The sequence below is a fragment of the Pseudarthrobacter sp. HLT1-7 genome (assembly GCF_059383435.1).
Genome location: NZ_JBWZCH010000013.1, coordinates 92,701 through 117,578 on the forward strand (window position 1 = coordinate 92,701; position 24,878 = coordinate 117,578).

24 protein-coding genes are annotated in these 24,878 nt (G+C 67.6%); 17 read left to right on the top strand and 7 right to left on the bottom strand.

Annotated elements, in window-relative coordinates:
• Positions 1-17: 17 nt before the first annotated feature.
• The 5 genes from AC50X6_RS13255 (at position 18) to AC50X6_RS13275 (ending at position 4,576) form a co-directional block, all read left to right on the top strand.
• The gene (locus AC50X6_RS13255; RefSeq protein ID WP_494966672.1) at positions 18-512 is read left to right on the top strand and encodes a GNAT family N-acetyltransferase; all 495 of its coding nucleotides are present in this window, start codon (positions 18-20) and stop codon (positions 510-512) included.
• Positions 513-583: 71 nt separating this feature from the next.
• Positions 584-1,051: a GatB/YqeY domain-containing protein gene (locus AC50X6_RS13260; protein WP_494966673.1), complete on the top strand. Its 468-nt coding sequence runs from the start codon at positions 584-586 to the stop codon at positions 1,049-1,051.
• 338 nt (positions 1,052-1,389) lie between these two features.
• Positions 1,390-2,496 carry a methyltransferase gene (locus AC50X6_RS13265; RefSeq protein WP_494966692.1) on the top strand — a complete coding sequence of 369 codons (1,107 nt, stop codon included), beginning with the start codon at positions 1,390-1,392 and terminating at the stop codon, positions 2,494-2,496.
• Between the two features lie 89 nt (positions 2,497-2,585).
• Positions 2,586-4,178 (top strand): ABC-F family ATP-binding cassette domain-containing protein, encoded by a 1,593-nt coding sequence (locus tag AC50X6_RS13270; protein WP_494966674.1) that lies wholly within the window; start codon positions 2,586-2,588, stop codon positions 4,176-4,178.
• Positions 4,179-4,261: 83 nt separating this feature from the next.
• The gene (locus AC50X6_RS13275) at positions 4,262-4,576 is read left to right on the top strand and encodes a hypothetical protein (RefSeq protein WP_494966675.1); all 315 of its coding nucleotides are present in this window, start codon (positions 4,262-4,264) and stop codon (positions 4,574-4,576) included.
• Positions 4,577-4,667: 91 nt separating this feature from the next.
• Here the strand turns inward: AC50X6_RS13275 and corA are convergent, their stop codons facing one another.
• The gene (corA, locus tag AC50X6_RS13280) at positions 4,668-5,663 is read right to left on the bottom strand and encodes a magnesium/cobalt transporter CorA (protein ID WP_494966676.1); all 996 of its coding nucleotides are present in this window, start codon (positions 5,661-5,663) and stop codon (positions 4,668-4,670) included.
• 76 nt (positions 5,664-5,739) lie between these two features.
• Positions 5,740-6,237, bottom strand: a complete 498-nt coding sequence (locus AC50X6_RS13285; protein ID WP_494966693.1) for an Lrp/AsnC family transcriptional regulator — start codon at positions 6,235-6,237, stop codon at positions 5,740-5,742.
• 177 nt (positions 6,238-6,414) lie between these two features.
• Here AC50X6_RS13285 and AC50X6_RS13290 point away from each other — a divergent pair, with 177 nt between their 5' ends.
• On the top strand, positions 6,415-7,659 hold the full coding sequence (locus AC50X6_RS13290; RefSeq protein WP_494966677.1) for an MFS transporter: 1,245 nt from the start codon (positions 6,415-6,417) through the stop codon (positions 7,657-7,659).
• Here the strand turns inward: AC50X6_RS13290 and AC50X6_RS13295 are convergent.
• Complete coding sequence (locus AC50X6_RS13295; protein WP_326968016.1) at positions 7,656-8,162, bottom strand: Lrp/AsnC family transcriptional regulator; 507 nt, start codon at positions 8,160-8,162, stop codon at positions 7,656-7,658. The two genes, AC50X6_RS13290 and AC50X6_RS13295, sit on opposite strands and share 4 nt — an antisense overlap.
• Before the next feature lie 132 nt (positions 8,163-8,294).
• On the opposite strand from AC50X6_RS13295, the gene AC50X6_RS13300 reads away from it, so the two are divergent.
• Positions 8,295-9,458 carry a trans-sulfuration enzyme family protein gene (locus AC50X6_RS13300; protein ID WP_494966678.1) on the top strand — a complete coding sequence of 388 codons (1,164 nt, stop codon included), beginning with the start codon at positions 8,295-8,297 and terminating at the stop codon, positions 9,456-9,458.
• Between the two features lie 338 nt (positions 9,459-9,796).
• Here AC50X6_RS13300 and AC50X6_RS13305 read toward each other — a convergent pair whose 3' ends face one another.
• Positions 9,797-11,170, bottom strand: a complete 1,374-nt coding sequence (locus AC50X6_RS13305; RefSeq protein WP_494966679.1) for an MFS transporter — start codon at positions 11,168-11,170, stop codon at positions 9,797-9,799.
• Between the two features lie 309 nt (positions 11,171-11,479).
• On the bottom strand, positions 11,480-12,580 hold the full coding sequence (locus AC50X6_RS13310) for a nitronate monooxygenase (RefSeq protein WP_494966680.1): 1,101 nt from the start codon (positions 12,578-12,580) through the stop codon (positions 11,480-11,482).
• Between the two features lie 174 nt (positions 12,581-12,754).
• Between AC50X6_RS13310 and AC50X6_RS13315 the strand changes: the two genes are divergently transcribed.
• The 9 genes from AC50X6_RS13315 to AC50X6_RS13355 all read left to right on the top strand — a co-directional run bounded on the left by AC50X6_RS13315 (position 12,755) and on the right by AC50X6_RS13355 (position 21,802).
• Positions 12,755-13,657 carry an N-acetylglucosamine kinase gene (locus tag AC50X6_RS13315; protein WP_494966694.1) on the top strand — a complete coding sequence of 301 codons (903 nt, stop codon included), beginning with the start codon at positions 12,755-12,757 and terminating at the stop codon, positions 13,655-13,657.
• Positions 13,658-13,678: 21 nt separating this feature from the next.
• Positions 13,679-14,131 carry an NUDIX hydrolase gene (locus AC50X6_RS13320; RefSeq protein WP_494966681.1) on the top strand — a complete coding sequence of 151 codons (453 nt, stop codon included), beginning with the start codon at positions 13,679-13,681 and terminating at the stop codon, positions 14,129-14,131.
• A gap of 328 nt (positions 14,132-14,459) precedes the next feature.
• The gene (gene rsgA, locus AC50X6_RS13325; RefSeq protein ID WP_494966695.1) at positions 14,460-15,665 is read left to right on the top strand and encodes a ribosome small subunit-dependent GTPase A; all 1,206 of its coding nucleotides are present in this window, start codon (positions 14,460-14,462) and stop codon (positions 15,663-15,665) included.
• A 286-nt stretch (positions 15,666-15,951) separates the two neighbouring features.
• The gene (locus AC50X6_RS13330; protein ID WP_494966682.1) at positions 15,952-17,058 is read left to right on the top strand and encodes an ABC transporter ATP-binding protein; all 1,107 of its coding nucleotides are present in this window, start codon (positions 15,952-15,954) and stop codon (positions 17,056-17,058) included.
• On the top strand, positions 17,058-17,780 hold the full coding sequence (locus AC50X6_RS13335; protein WP_494966683.1) for an ABC transporter permease: 723 nt from the start codon (positions 17,058-17,060) through the stop codon (positions 17,778-17,780). Before AC50X6_RS13330 ends, AC50X6_RS13335 begins: the two co-directional genes overlap by 1 nt.
• Complete coding sequence (locus tag AC50X6_RS13340; RefSeq protein WP_494966684.1) at positions 17,777-18,523, top strand: ABC transporter permease; 747 nt, start codon at positions 17,777-17,779, stop codon at positions 18,521-18,523. Before AC50X6_RS13335 ends, AC50X6_RS13340 begins: the two co-directional genes overlap by 4 nt.
• Positions 18,520-19,476, top strand: coding sequence for an ABC transporter substrate-binding protein (locus AC50X6_RS13345; protein WP_494966685.1), 957 nt, complete (start codon positions 18,520-18,522; stop codon positions 19,474-19,476). Before AC50X6_RS13340 ends, AC50X6_RS13345 begins: the two co-directional genes overlap by 4 nt.
• A 174-nt stretch (positions 19,477-19,650) precedes the next feature.
• A complete protein-coding gene (locus AC50X6_RS13350) occupies positions 19,651-20,871 on the top strand; it encodes a pyridoxal phosphate-dependent aminotransferase (protein WP_326968025.1) in 1,221 nt (406 codons plus the stop codon).
• 76 nt (positions 20,872-20,947) lie between these two features.
• Positions 20,948-21,802, top strand: coding sequence for a polyphosphate kinase 2 family protein (locus AC50X6_RS13355; protein WP_494966686.1), 855 nt, complete (start codon positions 20,948-20,950; stop codon positions 21,800-21,802).
• A gap of 33 nt (positions 21,803-21,835) precedes the next feature.
• Here the strand turns inward: AC50X6_RS13355 and AC50X6_RS13360 are convergent, their stop codons facing one another.
• Both AC50X6_RS13360 and xseA read right to left on the bottom strand, forming a co-directional pair.
• Positions 21,836-22,066 carry an exodeoxyribonuclease VII small subunit gene (locus tag AC50X6_RS13360; protein WP_494966687.1) on the bottom strand — a complete coding sequence of 77 codons (231 nt, stop codon included), beginning with the start codon at positions 22,064-22,066 and terminating at the stop codon, positions 21,836-21,838.
• A gap of 75 nt (positions 22,067-22,141) precedes the next feature.
• On the bottom strand, positions 22,142-23,428 hold the full coding sequence (xseA, locus tag AC50X6_RS13365; RefSeq protein ID WP_494966688.1) for an exodeoxyribonuclease VII large subunit: 1,287 nt from the start codon (positions 23,426-23,428) through the stop codon (positions 22,142-22,144).
• Between the two features lie 272 nt (positions 23,429-23,700).
• Here xseA and AC50X6_RS13370 point away from each other — a divergent pair, with 272 nt between their 5' ends.
• Positions 23,701-24,543 (top strand): hypothetical protein, encoded by an 843-nt coding sequence (locus AC50X6_RS13370; RefSeq protein ID WP_494966689.1) that lies wholly within the window; start codon positions 23,701-23,703, stop codon positions 24,541-24,543.
• The last annotated feature ends 335 nt before the right edge of the window (positions 24,544-24,878 follow it).

The following is a 24,878-nucleotide window of genomic DNA, read 5'->3' on the forward strand; positions in this document are numbered from 1 at the left end:
GCGCTACCCTCATGATCATGGACACCGAGGCAGTCACTATCCGTGAAGCAACCGCCGATGATGCGTTGATCCTCGCCGCGGCCGGCTTCGAAGCGATGAATTGGAGCGGCGAAGCCCGCTGCACGCCCGAGCAGTTCATGAACAAGCCCGAACTGGCGCACTACCTCGCGGGCTGGCAACGAACGGAAGATTTCGGCGTAGTCGCCGAGACAGTCAATGGCGCCGGCGTGGGTGCCGCCTGGTGCCGGATTTTCGCCGCCGACGACGCCGGGTACGGATTCGTGGCCGCAGACGTCCCCGAACTCACCATCGGTGTGCTGCCCGGCTATCGCGGGAGAGGCGTTGGTTCGGCCCTGATGAGAGGGTTGATAGCCCTCGGATCCGCGCGTGGACTCCGGGCCATCAGCCTCAGCGTCGAGGACGGGAACCGGGCCCGGGTCCTCTACGGGCGTTCCGGCTTCGTCAAGGCCGGCCGCAACGGCGGCTCAGACACGCTCTTGCTCGAACTGTAGTTGACGTGGCGGCCAACGCGCCGGGGGAGCGGGACATTCCCGATATCCTGTCCAGTGAGACGAGGAGAATCATGACCACCCTGAAAGAACGCCTGCACGCTGACGTCGTCAGCCACATGAAGGACCGCAACAAGCTGGCCCTCACCACGGTGCGCAACGTGCTGGGCGAAATCGAAACCCGCGAGAAGTCCGGTAAGACGCCGATGGTGCTCGACGACGCCCAGGTCACCTCGCTGCTCCAGAAGGAAGCCGCCAAGCGCCGCGACACCGCCCGCATCTACGCCGAGGCCGGGGAGACGGACCGGGCGGCAGCGGAAATTGCCGAGGCCCGGATCATCGAGGCGTACCTGCCCCAGGCACTGACCGCCGCCGAGGTGGAAGCAATCGTGGACGGGGTTATCAATACACTCAAGGCTGATGGTGTTGAGCTGACCATCCGGCAGCTGGGTGCCGTGATGAAGCCCGTCACGGCAAAGGTCGCCGGACGCTTCGACGGCAAGGCCGTCAGCGAGATCGTGCGCAGCCGCATCCCGCAGTAACAGTACGGTCCGGCCCCGAGAGCCAGCCGCCCTGGCCTGACAGCGAATGACCTGACGCCGGATGGCGGATGACGGCCATCGCCCAGCTGTATCCTGAGGGCATACGTCGAGCGGCAGTATCGGCTTTTCGTCGGGCTCGGTTCATCGCCGAAACCTTGGCCGAAATCTTGGACCGCATCCCAGGCATCGCGGAATCCCGCCGCAAACTTCAGTCTCCGATCCGCCCCTCGGACTCTGGGAATGGAACTCATATCGCTACCGCCGTGCCAGGCCCCCTGGCCATCCCGACGCCGGCCCTCCAGCCCCCGCAGGCAGCCGGGGCGGATGGGCCCGCCGTCGTGACCTGGGCGGAGGCCGGCCACAGCAGGACTGCCCGGTGGCGATCGGCGAACGGAAGGCCGGCGCCTGCGCGCGTTGAAGTGGTCGACGACGCGCTTACGGCCGATGAGGCGAACCGGATGGCGTCCCAGGGCATCGCGATGCTCTGGCACGGAGACTTTCACAATGCGCGGCAGATCCTCAACGCCATGGACCGGCGGGTGGGCGCCGGGAAGAAGAAGAAGACCGCTGACACCCCGGCCGATGGGTTCTACCGGCACCGCCAGGCCCGCTCGCATCGCGCGCGCATCCTCGGCCTGCTGCTGATCCCGCTTGATCCGGGCCCGGTGGTGCCGCTGCGGCGCTCGCCGGACCTCCAGGACGCCGTCGTGGAGGCATACGGGGAAATCGGCGAATCTTCGGTGGTGTCCCTGCATGAGCTGGTCGGGGCCATCGGTGCCCACGAGTGGCGAAAAAACGGCGTCTACGTCGACGCGCTGCAGGGCCGCATCCATCCGCACTACGGCACGTTTTTTCCCACCCGCAGCGAGTACGTGGACCTGGTGGCCGCCGCTCCGCTGCCCTCTGGCACGCTGGCGTTCGACGTCGGAACAGGCACCGGGGTGCTCGCCGCTGTTCTGGCCCGCCGCGGCGTCCACCGCGTGGTGGCGACGGACAATGAACCCCGCGCGATTGCGTGCGCCGTCGAGAACTTCCGGAACCTCGGCGTCCAGGACCGTGCGGAGGCTGTGCTGGGCGACATGTTCCCGCCCGGCCGCGCCCCGCTCATCGTGTGCAACCCGCCGTGGATTCCGGCCACGCCGCATTCCTCCCTGGACAATGCCGTCTACGACCCCGGCAGCCGGATGCTGTTCCGTTTCCTGAGCGAGCTCTCCAGTCATCTGGAGCCGGGCGGTGAGGGCTGGCTCGTGCTCTCGGACCTCGCCGAGCATCTAGGCCTGCGGACCCGTGACGAGCTGCTGGGCGCCATCGACTCGGCCGGCCTGGAGGTCCTGGAACGGCTCGACACACGGCCAACCCATCCGAAGGCATCCGACCGCAACGATCCGCTGTTCCAGGCCCGCACGGCCGAGGTCACGTCCCTGTGGCGGCTCCTTCCCCGTTAGCGCCAGGCGCCACGCAGTACTTCGCAGTGCTACGCGCCGCTGGGCGCGCACATGCCTTACCAAGCCCCAACGCGAGAGAGAAAATACCCATGAGTCTGATCCGGCTGCAGGATGTCAGCGTCCGCTTCGATAACACCCAGATCCTTCGCGAGGCGTTCTTCCGCCTCGAAGCCGGGGACAGGGTGGGCCTGATCGGCAAGAACGGCTCCGGGAAAACGACCATCCTCAAGCTGGTCCTCGACCAGGTGACACCCGATACGGGCACCGTGACCCTGGAGCTGGGCACCAGGGTGGGCTACTTCTCCCAGTTCTCCGAACTCAACGGCGACGCCACAATCCGGGAGGTGCTTGACGGACTGTTCGCCGAGATCACGGCCATCGAAGCCGAGCTCGCAGCCATTGACGCGGCCATCGCGGCGGACCCTTCCGGCGCAGACCTCGACCGGCTGATCCAGCGCCAGGCCGAGCTGTTCGAGGAGATGGACCGCCTCGACGGCTGGGATTACCCGCGGCGCATCGACACGGTACTCACGACCCTCGGCTTCGACGAGGCGCACCGCAGCTGCGCGATCGATGAGTTGTCCGGCGGGTGGCGCAACCGCGCGGCCCTGGCCAAGATCCTGCTGGAGGGCCCGGACGTGCTGCTGCTCGACGAGCCCACCAACTTCCTGGACGTGGCCGGCGTCGAATGGCTGGAAGGCTGGTTCCGGGACTTCAAGGGTGCCGCGATCATCGTCTCGCACGACCGGAAGTTCCTGGACGCCGTCGTCACCCGGATCATCGAAGTCGAAAACTTCCATCTGCACGAGTACCCGGGCAACTTTGGCGAATATGTGGTGCAGAAACAGTTCCGCCTCAAGACCCTTGAGCAGCAGTTTGTGCACGAATCGGAGCTGTTGGCGTTTGAGGCCGAAGGGATCGCCGACCGCCGCGAGGCTGCGAAGGCCGCCGGCCGCGGGCTGGGGAACCAGCTGGCCAAGATCAAGAAGTCCCGCACACCGCGGCCCGTGGACCAGATCGTCACGGAGATCTACGGCGGCCTGCACGTGAAGGATGTGCTCTGCCGGGTGGAGGGACTGGGCAAGTCCTATGGCGAAAAGGTGCTGTTCGAGGGCCTGAGCTTTGAGATCCGCCGGGGCAACCGGATTGTGGTCCTCGGCTCCAACGGAAGCGGCAAGTCCACACTGCTGAAGGTGCTGACGGGGGAGGAGCAGCCGGATTCCGGCGACGTGGCCTGGGCCAAAGGGCCCGGTTTTGTCTCTTACAACCGGATGCTCGAAGACCTCGACGACGCCGACACCGTGTCCCACGCGGTCAACGCGTTGCCGGACAGCCTGGCTTTCAGCGCCACGAAGAAGTCCGTGAACAGGTTCCTCGCGATGTTCCAGTTCTCGGAGGCCGATCTCAAGCAGAAAATCGGGAACCTCTCCGGTGGGCAGAAAGCGCGTGTCGCCATGGCGCAGTGCCTGCTGTCCGGTGCCTCGGTGCTGTTGTTGGACGAGCCGACCAACCACCTGGACATGTCCAGCACCCAGGTCATGGAACGGGCGCTGATCCACTTTCCGGGGGCTGTGGTGGTGGTCAGCCACGACCGTTTCTTCAGCGACAAGATTGCCAACCGCCACCTCGTGTTCGGCGCCGACGGCGCGGACCCGGGCGAAGTCGAGGTGCGCGCCGCCTGAGGCTGGCCAGCCTCAGGCGGCGAATGTGACCCCGGGCCTGTGACGCACCCCGCAGCACGGCCGTTCCGCGGGATAATGGGACCATGGCCGAACAGGATCAGGACCGCGACCCGTGGGATGAGTTCGATGAGCTCAAGCCGGCGGGTCCGGACCGCGTTGAGGGATACCCGGGTGGTGAACCCGTGGGATTTGGCTTCCGCACGGGGGTCCGCAGCGCAAAGGTAGCCATCGGCTTCGCCGTCTACGCCCTCACGCTCGGCACCATCCTCGTGGTCTGCGGGGCTGTCGTCTTCATCAGCCAGGGTGCGTGGCTGCTGCTCGGGCTGATGGTCCTGATCGAGGCCGTCTTCGTCCTAGCCTTCCGCCGGCTCGTGGCTCAGGCGCGCCTCCGCCGGTAAGCAGCCGGGCCCGCAGGCCGGGCACTGAAACCAGTCCGTTGCCGGGCCTGACGCTAGCCTGCCGGGCGGGCCTGACGTCAGCCTGCCGGGGCTACAGCCAGCCCTTTTTCTTGAAAATGGCGTACATCAGCGTCGCCGTGGCCGCCATCAGCCCGATGGCCATGGGATAGCCGAAGGTCCACTGCAGCTCTGGCATCGACTGGAAGTTCATGCCGTAGATGCCCGCCACAATGGACGGGGCGAAAAAGATGGCGGCCCAGGATGAGATCTTCTTGACCTGCTCATTCTGTTCCGCGCTCGCCTCATTCTGCCGGGTGGCGGTCAGGGTCCCGTCGAGGGTGAGGGCGTTCTGCAGCAGGTCGCGGAACGAATCGGCCCGCGAGATCAGCCGCGCCACATGGTCTTCCACATCGCGGAGGTTGTGCTGCAGCTCGCTCGTCACGCCGTATTTTTCGAAGCCGCGCCGGAGCAGCTGCATCATGGCTGGCAGCGGGTGGATGGCGCGCTGGAACTGGATCACCTCGCGGGCGAGTTCGTAGATCCGTCGGGAGACGGTCGTGTCGCCGCTGAAGAGCTGGTCCTCGATCTCGTCGATGTCGTTTTCCAGCCCGGCAACGACAGGCAGGTAGTCATCGACTACCTGGTCGAGCAGCGCATACAGTACCGCCTCGGGACCTTGGGCCAGGAGTTCCGGGCGCCGTTCCAGCCGCCGGCGCACCTGCGCGACGCCGCCGGTCTCGGCGTGCCGAACTGTCACCACGAAGTTCTTGCCGGTGAAGACGTGCAGCTCGCCGAATTCCACCGTCTCAGATTCCTCCAGATACCGGGCCGGGCGAAGCACAGTGAAGAGGTTGTCGTCGTAGCGTTCCAGCTTGGGGCGCTGATGCGCCGAGATTGCGTCCTCCACGGCCAGTCCGTGCAGTCCGAATTCCGCCGCCACGGCAGCCATTTCGGCTTCCGTTGGCCGGTAAAGGCCAATCCACGCCATGCCGCCACGCTCTGTCAGGGTCTCGAAGGTCTGCTCGAGGCTTTGCGGCTCGGCGCTGCGGACGCCGTCAACGTAAACGGCGTTATCGATGATAGTCACGGGGCAATTGTCCCGTGTCCCCGGGGAGTTCGGCGGCAGCGGCTGCCGAACGCGCCGCGCCGCAGGGTGCGGACCGTCACTTCGAGCGGCCGGGAGCCAGTGAACTGCCCTGGGCGAGCCTGCTGATCAGCGGCTCGGTGCGGTACGGGATGTGCGTGTGGAGGGCCAGGACGGTCTCCGTCCTGATGACGCCCTTGATCCGCAGGATGGACCGCAGGGCGGCCTGGAGGTTATGCGTGTCGGCGGCCACCACCCGGCACCAGACGTCGCCGCGTCCGGAGATCTCGTGGACTTCCAGGACCTGCGCGATCAGGCGCAGGGCGCCCACCACGCCGTCGAGTTCGCGGTGGTTCACCTCGATGGTGACAAATGCGACGACGTCGTAGCCCACCGCCTCAAGGTCGATCTCGCGCCCGCCGTCGTGCAGCAAACCGGAGCGCTGCATCCGCCGCAGGCGGGACTGGGCGGTGTTCCGTGCGATGCCCAGGGATTCACTGAGGTCGCCGATCTGGATCCGCGGGTCCCTGATCAGTTCCAGCAGGATTTTCAGGTCGGTGGGGTCCAGACTGTTCAAATCATCACTCCAGTTCACTTTGGCAGCTTGCAATTGACTCTTTTGATCAATTTTGACACAGACCTTAGCCCAATAGGTCATGAAGGCGTCAAACTTTAGGGACCAATTGTCACCGGGCCGGCGGTTCCCCCACCAGAGGTAAAGCGCGCGGCCCGCTTCCATGCAAAGGGCCCGGGCTTGTCTGTCTTTAGCGAACTCCGCATGCGCCCGGCCACGGCTGACCGCCGGGCCTGGGATGCTTCCACCACCGCGCGGCTGGTCATGGCCGGCGTCGTGATCTTCACACTGCTGGTGGGTGCCAATCTGGCGACCCCGCTGTACCCCTTGCTGCAGGCCAAACTCGGCATCACCGCCCTGGCTGTCACAGTGGCCTTCTCCGCCTATGTCCTGGCGCTCGTGGCGACGCTGATGCTCGCCGGGCACTGGTCGGACCACATCGGCCGCCGCGCCGCCCTGGTGCTGGCGGTCCTGGTGGGGCTGGCAGGCGGCGCCGTCTTCGCCACCGCCGACAGCCTCATAGCGCTCTGTGCCGGCCGGGCGCTGCAGGGCATCGCGGTGGCACTCGCCACCGGAGCCAGCTCCGCGGCGCTCCGTGAGTTGCTTCCCAGCCGTCCGGAATGGGCCTCGCGGTTCACGCTCCTGGCCTCCGCCGGTGGAGTGGCCGCCGGGCCGGCCATCGGCGGAGTGCTTTCGCTCCTTCCCGTGCCAACGTCCACGCCGTACTACGTGCATTCCCTCGTCCTGGTAGCCTTGCTGGTCCCGCTGTACCTGCTCAGAGCGCGGCCGGCCGTCAGCTCCATCGCAGGGCCCCAGCCGCTGCGGGTGCTGGCACCACGCCGGCCGTCCGTGTCCAGCGAGGCCCGCGGGGCCTTCTGGCTGGCCTCCTCGGTGGGGTTCCTCAGCTTCGCGGTCTTCGGCTTCTGCCTCTCGCTTGCGCCCGGCTACTTTGCGGCGATCGTCCACGCCGAGTCACGGCCGCTGATCGGCCTGTTGGCGGGAGTGACGCTCGGGTCCTCGGCCCTGAGCCAGCTGCTGGCCGTGCGGGGACGCTTTGTGGTGCCGGCCGGGCTGGGCGTGCTGGCGGTATCGGTGCTGCTGATTGCCGCTGCCGCCGCCTGGAGCAGCCCGTGGCTGCTGATCCTGGCGAGCATCACGGCCGGCGTCGGCCAGGGCGTGTCCTTCCGGACCGTGTTCAACGATGTGGCTGGAAAAGTCGAGGCCTCGCGCCACGCGCAGATCGTCAGCACCGTCTACGTCATCACCTACCTGGGCAGCGCGTTCCCCGTCATCGGGCTGGGGGTTGCCGCGGGCGTGGTCGGCCTGCAGGCGGCCGTCGCCGGCTTTGTGGTGCTCTGCTCGATTGCCGCCGGGACCCTCGCGGTCATCACCCTTCGTACGGCCCTGCGCCGGGACGCGCTCTAGTCCGGGAGCGGGCCCTGGTTGCCCTGGATGTGGTCGAACACGAGTGTGGTCTCGGTGTGGCCCACTACGGGATCGGTGGCCAGGTTGTCCAGCACCCAGTCGCGCAGGTCCTCGGTGGTGGCCACCGCGATGTGCAACAGGTAGTCCACCGAGCCCGAGGTGTGAAAGGTTGAGAGTACGGCCGGCAGCTTGGGGACCCGTGCGGTGAAGCGGTCGATCTGCTCGCGGTCGTGCGCCCGCAGCCGGACGGCGATCAGTGCCTGCACCGAGCGGCCGATGGCGGACAGGCTGAGCTTGGCTTCGAACCCCTGGATGATCCCGCGTTCGGAGAGGGCGCGGGTGCGCATCAGCGCGGTGGACGGGGCGATGCCAACGAGTTCCGCCAGCTGCTTGTTGGAGATGCGGGCATCGGCGACGAGGGCCGCGAGCAACCGCTCATCGATAGCGTCCAGCGGCTCGCCGGCACCCGCGCCCGGCCGAATATTCTTCGCACTGCTATTCACGGATCCTCCTTGACATGTGGTCTGTTCATCATAAACGCCGGATTCCGACAGTTCCATTCATTAGCCCTATAAAACTCCGAATTATTGCCAGATACTTGCCACATTCAATGGTGAATATTCATAAGGAGCAAGGTGCTTTCTCAAGACTCGCTGGCCGTTCACGCCGGCCGGAATGGCCTCACTGAACTGGGTGTGCACGCGGTGCCCATCGATCTTTCAACCACGGCGCCGCTTCCCTCGGTGCACGACGGCGGCCTCGCCTATGAGCACATGGCCACCGGCGGCACCCACGTTGAGGGCCAGAGCACGGTCTATCAGCGGCTCTGGAACCCCACCGTGGCCCGCTTCGAGGAGGGCGTCGCCGTCCTGGAGGACACCCCGGAGGCCGTCGCCTTTGCCACCGGCATGGCGGCGTTGAGCGCGGTGCTGCTCGCTGTCGTGGCCACCGGAAAGAAACACGTGGTCGCGGTCCGTCCCCTGTACGGCGGCAGCGACTACCTGCTCGCCTCGGGTGTGCTCGGCAACGAGGTCACGTTCTCCACCCCGGAGGGCGTCCGCGCCGCCCTCCGGCCGGACACCGGACTGGTCATCCTGGAGACGCCGGCTAACCCCAGCCTGGAACTCGTCGACATCGCCCGGGTGGCCGTTGCCGCGGACAGTGTCCCGCTCCTGGTCGACAACACCTTCGCCAGCCCTGTCCTCCAGCAGCCCTTCAAGCACGGTGCCGCGATGGTGCTGCACAGTGCCACGAAATTCCTTGGCGGGCACGGCGACGCCATGGGCGGCGTCGTGGCCGCGGCACCGGAATGGACCACCAGGCTGCGCCAGATCCGCGCCGTCACAGGCGGTATCCTGACGCCCTGGCCGGCCTACCTGCTCCACCGCGGGCTGGCGACGCTGCCGGTCAGGGTCCGCGCCCAGCAGGCCAGCGCGCAGAAGGTGGCCGTCGCCCTCGCCGGCCACGGGCTGGTCCGGCGCGTTTTCTACCCCGGTCTGCCGGAATGCGATCCGCAGGGCCTGATCGGGACGCAGATGGCCGGCCCCGGTTCGCTGCTGGCCTTTGAGATGGCCGGCGCCGACCACGCCGAACGGATACCCTCCGCGGTCCGCATGATCACGCACGCGGTCTCGCTCGGCGGCATCGACACCCTGATCCAGCACCCGGCCGGGCTCACCCACCGGCCGGTGACCGCCGAGGCCAAGCCGCACGCCAGCCTGCTCCGCATTTCGGTGGGCCTCGAGGACCCCTCGGACGTGGTGGCTGACCTCGTGCAGGCGATCGAGTCGACGCGCTAGCGGGCATTTTCTTTGGTTCGGCGGGGGTTTAGGCAGCGCCAGGACGTTTTCGCACAGGTGGGCGGGGGCGGGGGACATGCCCATTCTTCGCACCCGGGACTCGGCACAATGCCATTATGTCCATCCGCTGGGCCCGGCGCGGGGCATGTCCCTTGGGTCGGGTGTCCAGTCCCGCGGGACGTGCCCATTCTTCGCGCCCGGGACTGGGCACAATGCCATTATGTCCAGCCGCTGGCCCCGGCGCGGGGCATGTCCCTGAGCCGTGCCCTCCCGGCCCCGGGCCAAGACTCAGGGACGAATCAGCGAAAAGGCGAGCTAGCCCTGCGGTCGTTCCAGCGCTACGGTGCCGGTGCCCCGGGCACCGGCTGCTGCCGTGCGGGATGCACGACGGCGGTGATCACCGCCGTCGTGCACGCCAGCCCGATCACGGTAAGGGCCAGGGCCGTCCAGCCGAGTGACTGGAAGACCAGCCCGCCGGCCCAGCCGATGATGCTCGAGCCGAGGTAGTACGCGAGGTTGTAGAGCGAGGCCGCCTGGGCGCGGCCGGTCGTGGCAATGACTCCGGTCCAGCCCGCGCCGACGCTGTGCGCCGCGAAGAAGCCGCCGGTAAACAGCAGCAGGCCCGCCATGATGAGGGCCAGCAGCTGGGTGAGTGTCATGGCCAGGCCGACCACCATCAGCACGGTTCCGGCGATCAGGACGCTGCGCCGCCCGAACCGCAGGGTCAGCCCGCCTGCCCAGCGTGAGGACACCGTTCCGGACAGGTAGGCGAGAAAGATCAGGCTGATGACGGTGGCGGGCAGGCTGAAGGGTTCCCCGGTAAGCCGGAAGCCGAGGTAGTTGTAGACCGCCACGAAGCCGCCCATCAGCAGGAACGCCTGGACGTAGAGGGCCAGGAGCCGGGGATTCCGGCCGTGGCCCGCCAGGGTCCGGAGCGCGCCGCGGAAGCCGCTGGCCGCCGCAGCCGTGAATCCCCGCGCCTGCGGCACCAGGACCAGGAACAACACGGCTGCCGCCGCGGCCAGGAGGGAGACGGCCAGCGCCGCGGCCCGCCATCCCCACAGCTCGCCGACGACGCCGGCCAGCAGCCGGCCGGAGAGTCCGCCCAAGGTGGTGCCCGCGACGTAGCTTCCGGCCGCCATGGCGGCGTGGGCCTTGTCGACCTCCTCGTTGAGGTACGCGATCGCGATGGCGGGGATGCCGCCCAGGGCCATACCCTCCAGCATCCGCAGACCCAGGAGCATCGGAAAGGTTGTGGCGAGCGGAACCAGCAGCCCCAGGACAGTGGCGCCGGAGATGCCCCACATCATGGCCCGGACCCGGCCGATCCGGTCGGCCAGGAAGGACCACGGGAGTACGGTCACGGCGAGGCCCACGGTGGCCAGCGAGATGGTCAGGGCCGCTTCCGCCGCCGTGACCTGCAGGTCCGCCGCCATCATGGGCAGCACCGCCTGGGTGGAATACAACTGGGCGAAGGTCGCGACGCCGGCGAAGGCCAGTCCGGCAAGGACCTTCCTGTACGCCGCGGATCCTTTCGGATGTCCTGTCCAGGCGGGAGCGTCCGCGTGAGCCGCAGCCGCAGCGTGAGCCGCGCCGTCAGCCGCAGCGTGAGCCGCACCGTCAGCGGCCGGATGACCGTCGTCGGAAGACGGGACGGGTGACCCGGGCGGAACGCGTGCGGCGGCGCGGCGGGGTAATGCGAGTCGTGGCATCCCCCCACCATAGGCGTGGACCAGGGCATGCATCCAATGCATGATTTCCATACAATCAACGTCAAATACGGAACGGATGAGGACAGCCGGCGCCATGGACGTGGAACGCAAACAACTCGTGCAACTTCTTCCGCTGCTGGCCGGGCTCGGGCGCACCAGGCACGTCACCGTCACCGCCGAAGTGCTGGGCCTGCTGCTTTCCACAGTCAACCGGGCGGTCGCACGCGCCAGCACCATGATCGGCGCCTCCCGGAGACGGCATCCCAGACGGCGGGTGGTGGTCGGCGGGTTCGGCGCTGCGGATGGTGGTCAGTCGCCGGCGGGCAGCCCTGCCGTCACGTCCGCGACCACCTCCGCCACCGAACCGGTCCGCGCCTGCCGCCAGCCTGTGCCGGCCCAGAGGTTCAGCCGCTCCGGGTCCCCGGCAGCAGCCGCGGCCGCGCGCAGCGGAGCGGTGAAGTGATGGATGGCCGGATAGGCCTCGGGTGCGTGCGGGTGGTCCCGGACGAACTCATTGACCAGCGCCCGGGCCTGGCGGCCGGTGAAAGCGGCGGTGAGCCGGGTCCGGGTGAAGTGCGGGCTGGCCAGGGCATCCTTGTGCAGCTGCCGGGCTCCGCTCTCATCCGTGCGAAGAAACGCGGTGCCCAGCTGGGCGGCGTCGGCTCCGGCGGCCAGCACGGCGTCCAGCCCGGAGCGGTCCATGACCCCGCCGGCGGCAATCAGCGGGAGCCCGACGGCGGACCGCACCCGGGCGACCAGCTCCGCCGTCGTAGCCGGCTGACCGCCGCCCGGTCCGGCAGACCCGCCATGCCCGCCCGGCCCGCCGGACCCGCCACCCCGTTCTCCGCCGCCCGGTAGGAACGCTGCGCTGTGGCCGCCGGCGCTCGTATGCTGGACCACGAGCGCGTCCGCGCCGCGTTCGGCGGCCTGCAGCGCTTCAGCCTCAGTGGTGATCGTGGCGAGCACCGCGGAGCCCGCCCGGCGCAAGGCTCGCATCACCTCCGCGCCCGGCAGCCCGAAGGTGAAACTGACCAGTTCCAGCGGATCCTCCAGCAGCGCGTCGATCTTGGCCTGCCAGTGATCGTCGTCGTCGAACCGCAGCGGCGGGAGCTGCACCCCGTAGCGTGCGGCATCGACGCGCAGCTCGGAGCGGTAGGCCTCGACCTTCGCGCGCAGGCCATCTGTCGGCTTCAGCCGGGCGCGATCGGGGACAAAGACGTTCATCCCGAAACGTGCCCCGGAGTCCCGGGTGCTGCGGATTTCTGCCTTCATGGCGTCCACGGTTTTGTAGCCCGCGGCGAGAAAGCCCAGGCCCCCGGCGGCGTGCACGGCGGTGACGAAGGCCGGCGTGGACGTCCCGCCGGCCATCGGAGCGGCGATGATGCGGGTACCGAAGAGGGCGTGCGGCATGACTCACTCCTGGAGACGATTCAGTAGGCTGGTCTGGTGACCCATTCTGACATCCCGCCGGCGGCGGACGCTGTGTCCCCTTATACCCATGCGGTCTCTAGGCCTTCCCCGCCGGCGTCCTCACCGTCGCCGGCAACCGGGCCGTCCCCCGCACGGGCCCCTGCGGCCGGCGCCGTGATTGGCCTTGATATTGGCGGAACTAAGACCCGCGGCGTCCGCTTCGAGGACGGCCTGGCGGTGGCCGATGAATCGGTAGGCAGCTCAAACGTCCAGAACGTCAGCCGGGAGGAAGCCGCCCGTCACCTCGCGGAGCTCTTTGCCCTGATCGGCGGGGGAGCCGTGGGCCAGGTCTATGCGGGAGCGGGCGGCATCGATACCGACGCCGACGCCGCGGCGCTCGCTGCCCTGATTGCCCCGCATGTTCCGGGCGCCCGGATCACCGTGGTCCACGATTCACGGCTGCTGCTGGCCGCAGGCGGGGCGAACACCGGCGTCGCGGTTATCGGCGGCACCGGCTCGGCAGCCTGGGGCAGGAACAGCCAAGGCGACGAGGCGCGCGCCGGCGGCTGGGGTTATCTGCTGGGCGACGAAGGCAGCGGCTACTGGCTGGGCCGCGAGGCAGTCCGCCATAGCCTTCGCCGCATGAACCTGGGGCTGGAACCGGACGAGCTGACCACGGCGCTGCTGGCCTACTGCGGCGTGGAGGACCCCGCCAAGCTGATCGCGCTCTTCCACTCCACGGACACCGGACGCCGCTACTGGGCTCAGCGGGCCCGGTCCGTGGTCGAGGCCGCCGCCGCCGGCCATACCGCAAGCCAGGCGCTCGTGGACCAGGCCGGTCGCGATCTTGCCGGACTCGCGGTGCAGTGCCTGCGGCAGTTGGGCATCGACGGCCCGGTGATCCTCGGCGGCGGACTCGGCATGAACGTGCCACGGCTGCAGGAGTCTTTCCGCTCGGCCCTGGCTGCCGCAGGGATCAGCGACGTGCGCGTCCTGGAGCGGGAGCCTGTTTTCGGAGTGCTCCAGCTCGTGGCCGAACAGGACAAGTCCGGCCTGGACCACACCCGCCAGGGCTAGTCCCGCCGCTACGCTGGGGGAATGAGCCTGAACTTCGACACCCGCCCTGCCGCCTACGCCGTCATCATCCGCGACGGCGCCATCCTGCTGGCGTACTGGAAACAGGGCGGCAAGGAAGGCTGGACCCTGCCCGGCGGAGGCCTCGATCTGGCCGAGCACCCGGTGGATGGGTGCCGGCGGGAAGTCTACGAGGAAACCGGGTACGACGCCGAGATCGGCACCATGCTGGGGATCGACGTCGGGCACTGGCCTGCCGAGATCCGGATCGACGGCGGCGAACGGGACTTCCAGTCCCTGCGCCTTGTCTACGAGGCGGAGATCACCGGCGGGGAGCTGCGGCACGAGGTGAACGGCAGCACCACCCACGCGGCCTGGATCCCGCTGGCCGACGTCGACGGGCTGAACAAGGTCTCGCTCGTGGACGCCGCGTTCCGGCTTTACCGTGAGCGGCCGCTAAACGGCAAACTTCCCTGAAGTTTTCCCGTAGCCACACCGGGGCAGGCATGGATATCCTAGGAACGCAGCCGGCACGCAGCCGGCACGCACCGGCACGCACCGGCACGCACCGGCGAGAGTGGCAACGACGAAGCGGTAACAAAAGCGGGGAGGTGGAGACGATGACTGCAATTGCGCAGCGCGCGATGCGCGCCGATACCAGCCATATCAGTACTCCTGCCCCGGCTTCTCGCACCTCCTAGCCCGCATCAGCTGCCTGGTTCCACGTGAACCCCCAGCGCGGCCTGTGCACCGGGGCCCCAGCCAAGGGACTTCGTTGACTTCTTCTTTTGTAAACCCCTCGTTTGTGCGACCGGGCGCTCCAGACGCCGCCAAAACCAGCCACATCATCGACGCAACCGCAGGTCCGGACCGCTACGGCTACACCCCTGCTGTCGCGGCACACTTCGCGGCCAACCCCGTGCCGGCCGGCACCGGCACGGGCCGGGTTGTCCGGGTGGACCGGAACCTGGTTCTCGTCGCCGCCCGGGACGGGGCGCTCCACCTGCCCTATCCGCGCGGCGGGGACCTTCCCGCGACCGGGGACTGGGTCTGGCTCGGCACCAATACTGCGGGGGAACCCGCCATCGTGGGAGTTTTGCCGCGCCACTCGGAGCTGAGCCGCAAGCGAGCCTTCGAAGGGTCTTCGGAGGCGCAGGTGCTCGGCGCCAACATGGACGTCGTCGGCGTGGTCGTCCCGGTGGACCGCCCGCTCACGCACAACCGGCTCGAACGCACCCTGGTCGCCGCCTGGGACTCCGGCGCCACACCGCTGGTGATCATCACCAAGGCGGACCTCCGGGACGTGGCGGACGACGTCGTGGGGCAGGTCATGCGCCAGGCCGCCGGCGTCGCCGTGGTCACCACCTCGGCCGAGCAGGGCGACGGTCTCGATGAACTGCTGGGCCATCTGCCGCCCGGCGGAACCCTCGTGCTGCTTGGACCCTCGGGCGCGGGCAAATCCACGCTCATCAACGCCCTCGCCGGCTTCGAGGCGCAGGAAACCGGCGCAGTCCGGGCGGGGGACGGGAAAGGCAAGCACACCACGACGTCCCGTGAACTCGTGCCGCTGCCGGGCGGGGCCGTGCTGATGGACACTCCGGGCGTGCGCGGCTTCGGACTGTTCGACGCGGATGACGGGATGGCGGAGATCTTTGGCGACCTGGAGGACCTCTTCGGGGCGTGCCGCTTCTCCGACTGCGCCCACGGCCGGGAACCGGGCTGCGCCGTGCAGGCTGCGCTCGCGGATGGCTCCCTCGATGACCGCCGCTGGACGAGCTATTTGAAGCTGCAGCGCGAAGTGGCCGCCCTGGGCCGGCGCCACGACGCGGCAGCGAGCCGGGCGTATCAGCGGGAGTGGCAGCAAAAGCTCGCAGCTGCCGGCAAAAGCCAGCGCTCGGCAGAACGGGCCAGTCATGAGAAGGCTGAGGAACAGGGAGCCAGGCCTGGCGGCAAGGGCCGGGGCGGGGCCGGCCGGGGCGGGGCCAAAGGGGGCGCCCGGCGGAGCCGCTGACGGGGCGCAGCGACAAAAAGCAACGCGGGGTCACTCCGCGCCCATTCCGCCGGGTGGAATGGGCGCGGAGTGACCCCGCGTTGTATGGCACCCATCCAAAAGGCAGTCTCCTACGAAGCAACATGCGGTCTCTTACGAATCGGGACGGCAGCCGCTGAGGCACTGACTTTCTCGCCGTCGCTGGCTACGCTGGGTTCTACCCGCTTTGCAGCAAAAAAATCAGCATGCATATGATCAGTTGGCCGGACGGTCCGTCGTCGCCGCCAACAGTTAGGTAAGCCCGGAAATGGCTGAAGCCATGATCGAGTTCCAGAGTGTCACCAAGCAGTACCAAAGCGGGCAGGCTGCCGTGGATGATCTGACCATGTCCATTGACAAAGGGGCCATCACGGTTTTTGTCGGCCCGTCGGGCTGCGGGAAAACCACCTCGCTGCGGATGATCAACCGCATGGTCGAGCCGACGTCGGGAACCATCACCGTGGGCGGCGAGGACGTCACCTCGGTTCCGGCGGCCAAGCTGCGGCGGTCCATGGGCTACGTTATGCAGTCCTCCGGGCTGATGCCGCACCGTTCCGTGCTGGACAACATCGCCACCGTGCCCAGGCTTAACGGAGTCTCCAAGACCGAGGCGCGGAAACGCGCACAGGAACTGCTCGACGTCGTCGGCCTGGCCTCGTCGCTGGGCAAGCGGTACCCCTCACAGCTGTCCGGCGGCCAGCAGCAGCGCGTCGGCGTGGCCCGGGCGCTCGCGGCCGACCCGCCCGTGCTCCTTATGGACGAACCGTTCAGCGCCGTCGATCCCGTGGTGCGCGACGAACTCCAGCAGGAGCTCCTCCGGCTCCAGCGGGACCTGGCCAAGACCATTGTCTTCGTCACCCACGACATTGACGAGGCCACGGTGCTGGGGGACAAGGTGGCAGTATTCGGCCTCGGCGGCAAACTGGCGCAGTACGCGACCCCCGAGGAAATCCTGCGCGCCCCCGCGAACGACTTCGTGGCGTCCTTCGTGGGCCGGGACCGCGGCTTCCGGCACCTCGGGTTCAGCCCCTCCGACGGCGTCACCATCCACCAGGCCCGGACCATCACCCCGGAGCAGCTCCAGCAAGACGGCGGCATCCCGGACGAGTGGCAGCTGGTGGTCGACGGCGGGTTGGGCCCCCTCGGCTGGGCCGGCCCCGGCGCGGTCACCGGAGCCGTCCCGGCGATGGTCCCCGGCGGTTCGCTCTTCCGCAAGGGTGACACGCTCCGGCGCGCGCTCGACGCGGCCCTTTCCTCGCCCTCCGGACTCGGCGTTGCCGTGGACTCTGAGGGCCGGGTAGCCGGTGTCATCAAGGCCGATGAGGTGCTCGCCGTGATCGAATCGGACCGCGTGGCCCGGCAAGGCGCGCTCTGATGGACTGGTTCCTGGCCAACAGCGGGCAGGTCGTCAGCCTGGCCGGCCAGCACCTCGTCCTGGCTATCCTGCCGATGATCTTCGGCTTGCTGATTTCCATCCCGCTCGCCCAATTCGCGAGGCAGAACCGTGCCCTGCGCTCGGTGGTCCTGACGGCCTCCTCGCTGCTCTACACCATTCCCTCGCTGGCGCTTTTTATCATCCTCCCCACCATTCTCGGTACCCGGATCCTGGATCCCGTCAACGTGGTAGTGGCCCTGACGGTCTACGCCGTCGCACTGCTGGTCCGTGGCGCGCTGGATTCCTTCGACTCCGTGGACGAGGACCTGCGGCAGGCCGCCGTCGCGATGGGCTTCAAGCCGTTCGCCCGCTTCCTGCAGATCGACCTGCCGCTGTCGCTGCCGGTGCTGTTTGCCGGGCTGCGGGTGGTCTCGGTCAGCAACATCTCCCTTGTCAGCGTCGCGGCACTGCTCGGCATCGGGAACCTCGGAATGCTGTTCACCTCGGGGCTGCAGCGCGACTTCGTCACCGAGGTGATCGTGGGCATCATTGCCATCCTCATCCTCGCGCTGCTGATGGACGCCGTGCTGGTGCTTCTGGAGCGGTTGCTGACGCCGTGGACCCGGGCCGCCGCAGCACAGGGACCCACCCCGGACAAGGCGGCCCTTCCGTCCGCGGCACAGCGGTTTTCACGTCCTAAGTCCGGCGGGGGAAACGCATGAGCAACGTCGTCACGGACACCCTCGCCTGGCTCGCCGAGCCGGAGCACTGGTCCGGCAGCGCCGGGATCCCGGCGCGGCTGGCCGAACACCTGCAGTACACGGGCCTGGTGATGGTGATCGCCACCGCCATCGCCATTCCCATCGGACTGTATGTCGGGCACACCGGCCGCGGGCGGGTGGCCGTCGTGGCCCTCGCCGGCGCCCTCCGCGCTTTGCCCACCCTCGGCCTGCTGACGCTCTTCGTCCTGCTGGCCGGCATCGGGCTCATGCCGCCGGTCTGGGCCCTTGTGATCCTGACCGTGCCGCCCCTGCTTGCCGGAACCTACGCCGGCATCTCCAGCGTCGACCGGAACGTCGTGGACGCAGCACGGGCCATGGGTATGACCGAACTCCAGGTGCTCTTCCGCGCCGAGTTCCCCAACGCGCTGCCGGTGATGTTCGGCGGCTTCCGGACCGGTGTCCTCCAGGTGATCGCCACCGTCTCGGTGGTGGCATACATCAACCTCGGTGGCCTCGGCCGCTACCTGTTCGACGGGCTTGTCCTGTCCGACTTCCCGCAGATGCTGGGCGGTTCCCTCCTCATCGCGGGGCTCGCCATCGCCATCGACCTGGTCCTTGCCCTTTTCCAGCGGCTCTTCCTGTCACGGGGGGCCTCATCCCAGCCAAACCGGAGCCAGCAGGCTGCGGTGGATCTCACAGACCCCGTAACCCCGGAGCCTGTTGTTCAAGGAGGTACGTCATGAAAGAACCCCGCCCCCAAGCACTTGCCAGGCGCGCATTCGGCGGCCTGGCCGCTGGCCTGGGCCTGGCCATGGCTCTGTCCGCCTGCGGAGGCTCATCCAATCCGCTCTCGTCCGCTCCCGCCACCGGTGGTGCCGCGTCCGGCTCAGCCCTTGTGATCGGTTCCGCCGATTTCCCCGAGAGCCAGATCATCGCCGAGGTCTATGCCGGTGCGCTGAACGCGGCCGGCATCACGGCGAGCACCAAGCCGAACATCGGTTCCCGCGAGGTTTACTTCAAGGCCGTGCAGGACGGCTCGGTGGACGTTATCCCCGATTACAGCGGCAATCTGCTGCTGCACGTCAGCAAGGATGCCACAGCGGTCTCTGCCGAGGACATCTTCAAGGCGCTGCCCGGCAAGCTGCCGGAGGGCCTTGCCGTGCTCGACGCCTCGAAGGCCGAGGACAAGGACGCGATGGTGGTCACCAAGGCCACCGCCGAGAAGTACAAACTGAAGTCCCTCGAGGACCTGGCCAAGGTCTGCGGCGAGATCGTGGTGGGCGCCCCGGCGACCTTCGCCGAGCGCGCCTACGGCCTGCCGGGCCTGAAGAAGAATTACAACTGCGTCCCCAAGAAGCTGGAACCGTTCAGCGACGGCGGCGGCGCCGTTACGCTGAAGGCCCTGCTCTCGGACCAGGTCCAGGTGGCCGATATCTACACCACCACCCCGTCCATCGCGGACAACGATCTGGTGGTGCTCGAAGACCCGAAGAACAACTTCATCGCCCAGCAGGTCTTGCCCCTCTACAACAAGGCCAAGATGACGGACAAGGCCAAAGAAGCCCTGAACTCGGTCTCCAAGGTCCTCACCACGGATGACCTGATCAACCTCAACCGCGCGGTCAGCGGAAGCCAGAAGCAGAACCCCAAGGACGCTGCGGCCGCATGGCTCAAGGACAAGGGACTGGTCAAGTAGGGCGCACCTCCTTCATTTCCTGACGTACGACGGCGGCTGCCGGACTTTGCCTCACGGCGGGGTCCGGTTGCCGCCGTCGTGTTTGCCGAGGTGGTCCCGGTGCCTGTGACGGCCGGAAACGGCTGTGAGACATGACGCGGACGCAGTACATCCGCCATATGGCATATTTGATGAATGGCAGAATTCAAGCAGTCCACCAAGCTTCATAATGTCCTCTACGACATCCGTGGACCGATCCTCCAAGCCGCCCAGCAGATGGAGGCCGAGGGACACCGCATCCTCAAGCTGAATATCGGCAACCCGGCGCCGTTCGGTTTCGAAGCTCCGGACGCGATCCTGGTGGACATGATCCGGCACCTGCCGCACGCCCAGGGCTACAGCGATTCCCGCGGGATCTTCTCCGCCCGCACCGCAGTGTCGCAGTACTACCAGACCCGCGGAATCCAGAACATCCACGTCGATGACATCTACCTGGGCAACGGCGTCAGCGAGCTCATCACGATGTCGCTTATGGCGCTGCTGAACGACGGTGATGAGGTCCTGATCCCCACACCGGACTACCCGCTGTGGACTGCCTCCGTGGCCCTCGCCGGCGGCAGGCCCGTGCACTACCTCTGCGATGAGGACTCCGGCTGGCAGCCGGATCTGGAGGACCTCGAAGCGAAGATCACCCCGCGCACCAAGGGCCTCGTGGTGATCAACCCCAACAACCCCACGGGTGCGGTCTACCCGGAGGCCACGCTGAAGAAGATCGTGGCCCTCGCCGAGAAGCACGGCCTGGTGCTCTTCGCGGACGAGATCTACGAGAAGATCCTCTACGAGGACGCCGTGCACGTGAACATGGCCAGCCTCACCGGGGACGACGTCCTCTGCCTGACGTTCAGCGGCCTCTCCAAGGCCTACCGGGTCTGCGGCTACCGGGCCGGCTGGATGGCCATCTCCGGACCCAAGAAGGATGCCGCGGACTACCTCGAGGGCATCAGCCTGCTCGCGAACATGCGCCTGTGCGCCAACGTCCCGGCGCAGCACGCGATCCAGACGGCGCTCGGCGGGTACCAGAGCATCAACGATCTGATCCTCCCCGGCGGGCGCCTGCTTGAGCAGCGGAACAAGGCCTACGACATGCTCAACGCCATCCCCGGCGTCAGCACACAGCAGGCGCGGGGTGCCATGTACCTGTTTCCGAAGCTTGATCCCGAGGTGTACCGCATCCGCGACGACGAGAAATTCGTCCTGGACCTGCTGCGCGAGCAAAAGATCCTCGTCTCCCACGGCCGCGCCTTCAACTGGGTCCGCCCCGACCACTTCCGGATGGTCACGCTGCCGCTGGTGAAGGACCTCGAAGAGGCAATCAACCGCATGGCGGACTTCCTGAGCCGGTACAAGGGCAACTAGCCTGAGGACAGCAGCGCGGCATGGGTGCTCCCATGTGTCCCTAACGGAGGCTGCGTGAACCGGAAAGAGGCCCTTGATGGCAGACGTCGTGAGATTTACGAAGAATCCCGCAGCCACCCTGAAGGCGGGCAAGGGTTTCAGCCTGAAGGACTCGGATCCGGACTCCACCCCGGGCTATGACGGGGACAAAAACGCCGGCGAAGAATTGCTCGCTGACCTGGATGACAACCTCGCACAGCTCCAGGAGCAGCTATTTGCCGGGTCCAGGTTCGGCAGTACCCGGCGCATCCTGCTCATCCTGCAGGCCATGGACACCGCCGGAAAGGGTGGAATTGTCACGCACGTGATGGGCTCCATGAACCCGCAAGGGGTCCAGCTCAAGTCGTTCAAGGCCCCCACCGCGGAGGAGAAGTCCTATGACTTCCTGTGGCGGATCGAGAAAGAGGCGCCGGCCGCGGGCATGGTGGGCGTCTTTGACCGTTCGCACTATGAAGACGTGCTCATCCACCGTGTCCACAGCTGGGCCAGCCCCGAGGAACTCGAGCGCCGCTACACGGCCATCAACGACTTCGAGGCCCGGCAGACGGCGGCCGGCACCACGATCGTCAAAGTCATGCTCAACATCAGCCGGGACGAGCAAAAGGAACGCCTGCTGGCGCGGCTGGACGACCCGGCCAAGCTCTGGAAATACAGCAGCAACGACCTCAAGGAACGGGCCTTCTGGACCGACTACATGGACGCCTACCAGACGGCCTTCGACAAGACGAGCTCCAAGGCAGCCCCGTGGCACGTGGTGCCGGCCAACAAGAAGTGGTACGCCCGGATCGCGGTCCAGCAGCTGCTGCTGGAGGCCCTGGAGGGGCTGAAGCTGCTGTGGCCGGTACCTGATCTGGACGTCGGTATGGAGCGGGAGCTGGTGGAACGCTCCTGAGTCCGGCCCGGGGCGCACGGCCGGTCTGCGTGCCTAGCCGGTCTGCGCGGCCTGGTCGCGGGCTGCGGCAAGCCGCTTGCGGGCGCCCTCGAGCCACTGCTCGCAGCGCTTGGCCAGCGCCTCGCCGCGTTCCCACAGGGCCAGGGATTCCTCCAGGCTCGCACCGCCGGCTTCCAGCCTGCTGACGACGACGAGGAGTTGTTCGCGGGCGTCCTCGTAGCTCAGGGCCTCGATATCGGTATTGGGGTTCGTTTCAGCTGCCATGGCGTATTGCTCCTTGCTGGTCCCGGAGGACGGTGGTTCTGGAAAATGTCGTCGACCCGGGCGGAGTCCGCCGGGTCAGTCGTCGGCGGGCTCCTGGCCTCCGGTGGACTCCGCACTGAAGCGGCCGCCGGCCACGCGTACCGTCAACGCCGTGCCCGACGGGGCCTGGCCGGGGTGGCGCACCACTTCCCGGCCTGCTCCCGGAACCGGCTCACCGCCGGTGAGCTGCACGACGGCGTAGCCGCGGTCCAGCGTTTTCTGCGGAGACAACGCCCGGATCTGCGACTTGAGGTGGATCAGCTGGTCGGCGGCCCGGACGACGGCGGTGGTGACCGCCGCGCGGGAGCGGCCCTTGAGCCGCTCGACGTCGTCGTTCCGTGTGGTGACCATGCCCTCGGGGGAAGCCAGCACCGGGCGCGAACGCAGCGCGGCCAGCCGGTCGGTCTCCCGTTCCACCAGCCGGGTGACTCCGCGCCGTAGCTGGTCCCGGGCCTGCCGGACGCGGGCGAGCTCTTCCACCACGTCCGGGACGATCCGTTTGGCGGCGTCGGTGGGGGTCGAGGCGCGCAGGTCCGCCACATCGTCAAGGATCGGCCGGTCCGCCTCATGGCCGATGGCGCTCACCACCGGCGTCACAGCACCGGCCACGGCGCGGATGAGGTCCTCGTTGCTGAAGGGCAGCAGATCTTCGAGGGCGCCGCCGCCACGGGCAATGACAATCACGTCCACTTCGGGGCGGGCATCCAGCTCGCGCAACGCGCCGATGATCTGCGCGACGGCGGTGTTGCCCTGGACCGCCACTTCACGGATCTCGAATTCGACGGCGGGCCAGCGCAGCGCCGCATTGCGCAGCACATCCTTCTTGGCGTCCGAATCCCGGCCGGTGATCAGGCCGATCCGGTGGGGGAGCAGGGGCAGCCGTTTCTTCCGGGCGTCCGAAAACAGGCCCTCGGCAGCGAGGGCCTGGCGGAGCCGCTCGATCCTGGCCAGCAGATCGCCGAGCCCCACCGGCCTGATGTCCTTGACGGACATACTCAGCCGTCCGGTCTTCAGCCAGAAGTCGGCCTTGAGCAGGGCCACCACACGGGAGCCGCGTTCCAGCGGCGTCTCCTGTCGGTCCAGCACGTTGGTCCAGACGGACGCCGGGAGGGAGATCTCCGCGTCGACATCACGCAGGGTCAGATAGGCGTTGGTGCCGCGCCGGTTCAACTCGATGACCTGCCCTTCGACCCAGGCGGAGGGCGCCCGGTCGATGTGCATCTTGAGCTTTTGTGACATCAGCTGCAGCGGCCAAGGGTTGTCCGGGCTGGTTTCCGCAGCTGTGGCCGGGACCGTGGTGGCCGCCGCGACGTCCTCAGACACGCCCGTACCCCGTGGCGGAGATTGCCTTGTGCATGTGTGCTGGTCCTTTGCGGGGATGTGGTTGTCGAAGGGCTGGGTCTGTCGAAGGGCTGTGTCTAATGAATTGCTGTGTCTGCCGAAGTGCTGTGTTTAATGAATTGCTGGGTCTGCCTGCTGCGGATTGTCTGCTCAACTCTATCCATAGCTTTACCACCAGAGCCGGACTTTATAGATCCCGGGACCGCCGCCGTAGGATGGCACTACTCCCGGCCTCCTCCTTCCTAGGATCTCTCTTGCGCACTTTTGTCTCGGCCATGGCTGTTCTCATCGGGCTTGTTATGGCAGCTATCGCCGTTCCGGCCATGTGGGTGGACCGGAATATCGTCCAGGAGGACGGTTTCGTGGCCCTGACCGGGCCGCTCGGCACGGACCCCGTCTTCCGGCAGCGGCTGGCTGCGGCCGCCGTCGGCAGCCTCGGTTCGGACCGGATCCCCGCAGTCCTCACCGAACTGGCTCGGCCGGTCCTGGAGAGCGCGGCGACGTCCCTGACCGGTCTGCCCGGGTATCCCGAGGCCTGGACAGAGACCCTGCGCAGGAGCCACCGGCTGAGTTTTGTCGACCCGGACACCCGGCCCGCTGAAATCGACGGGGTGAGCGCCCTAACCCTTGACGCCGCGCCGCTGGCCGGGCTGGTAGCCAAACAGGTGGCCGAGGCCACCGGATTGCCGCTGGAGGCTCCCGCCCAGGTCCTGATCAAAATCGGGCAGCCCAGCCAGCGGCAGTTCCTCGAGCGGGTTTCTGCTTACGCCCCGATGGGCTACGCCGTGGGCGTCGGTGCCGTTATCGCGTTCGCCATCGCCCTGGTTGCGGCCGGGCGCCGCTGGACCGTCCTCGCCGGAGCGGGGGCGGGCGCCCTCGTGCTGGCAGGCGCCTGGAAGCTGGCATCTGACGCCGCCGGGGCTGCAGTGGCACGGACGAAGAGCGGTAACGAGGTCGCGGAGATTTTCAAACGCGAGTTTGTTGCGGCCTCCACCGGCAGTTTCGGGCAATGGATCCTGGTCGCCGTGGTGCTTGGCGGGATGCTGCTGGCCCTGGGGCTGACGCTCCGGGTACTCGGCGGACGCCGCAGCGGCTAGCCGGCATTTTCGTTAGCTCGTCGGGTGTCCGGGCGCGGCGGCCGGACTCTGGGACATGCCCCGCGCCGGAGCCAGCGGATGGACATAGTGTCATTCTGCCCGGTCCCGGGTCCGAAGAATGGGCATGTCCCGCTGGAATGGACACCGGCCCAAAGGGACATGCCCCGCGCCGGAGCCAGCGGATGGACATAGTGCCATTGTGCCTGGTCCCGGCGAGTTCTAGTGATCGTTGCAACACCCCCTATGAACGGGAATTGCGACACACATGGAAACACCATCGATCAACAGTTCTTCCTTGAGGAAAAAAGCGTCTTTGAGGGAAGAACCTGGTCCTC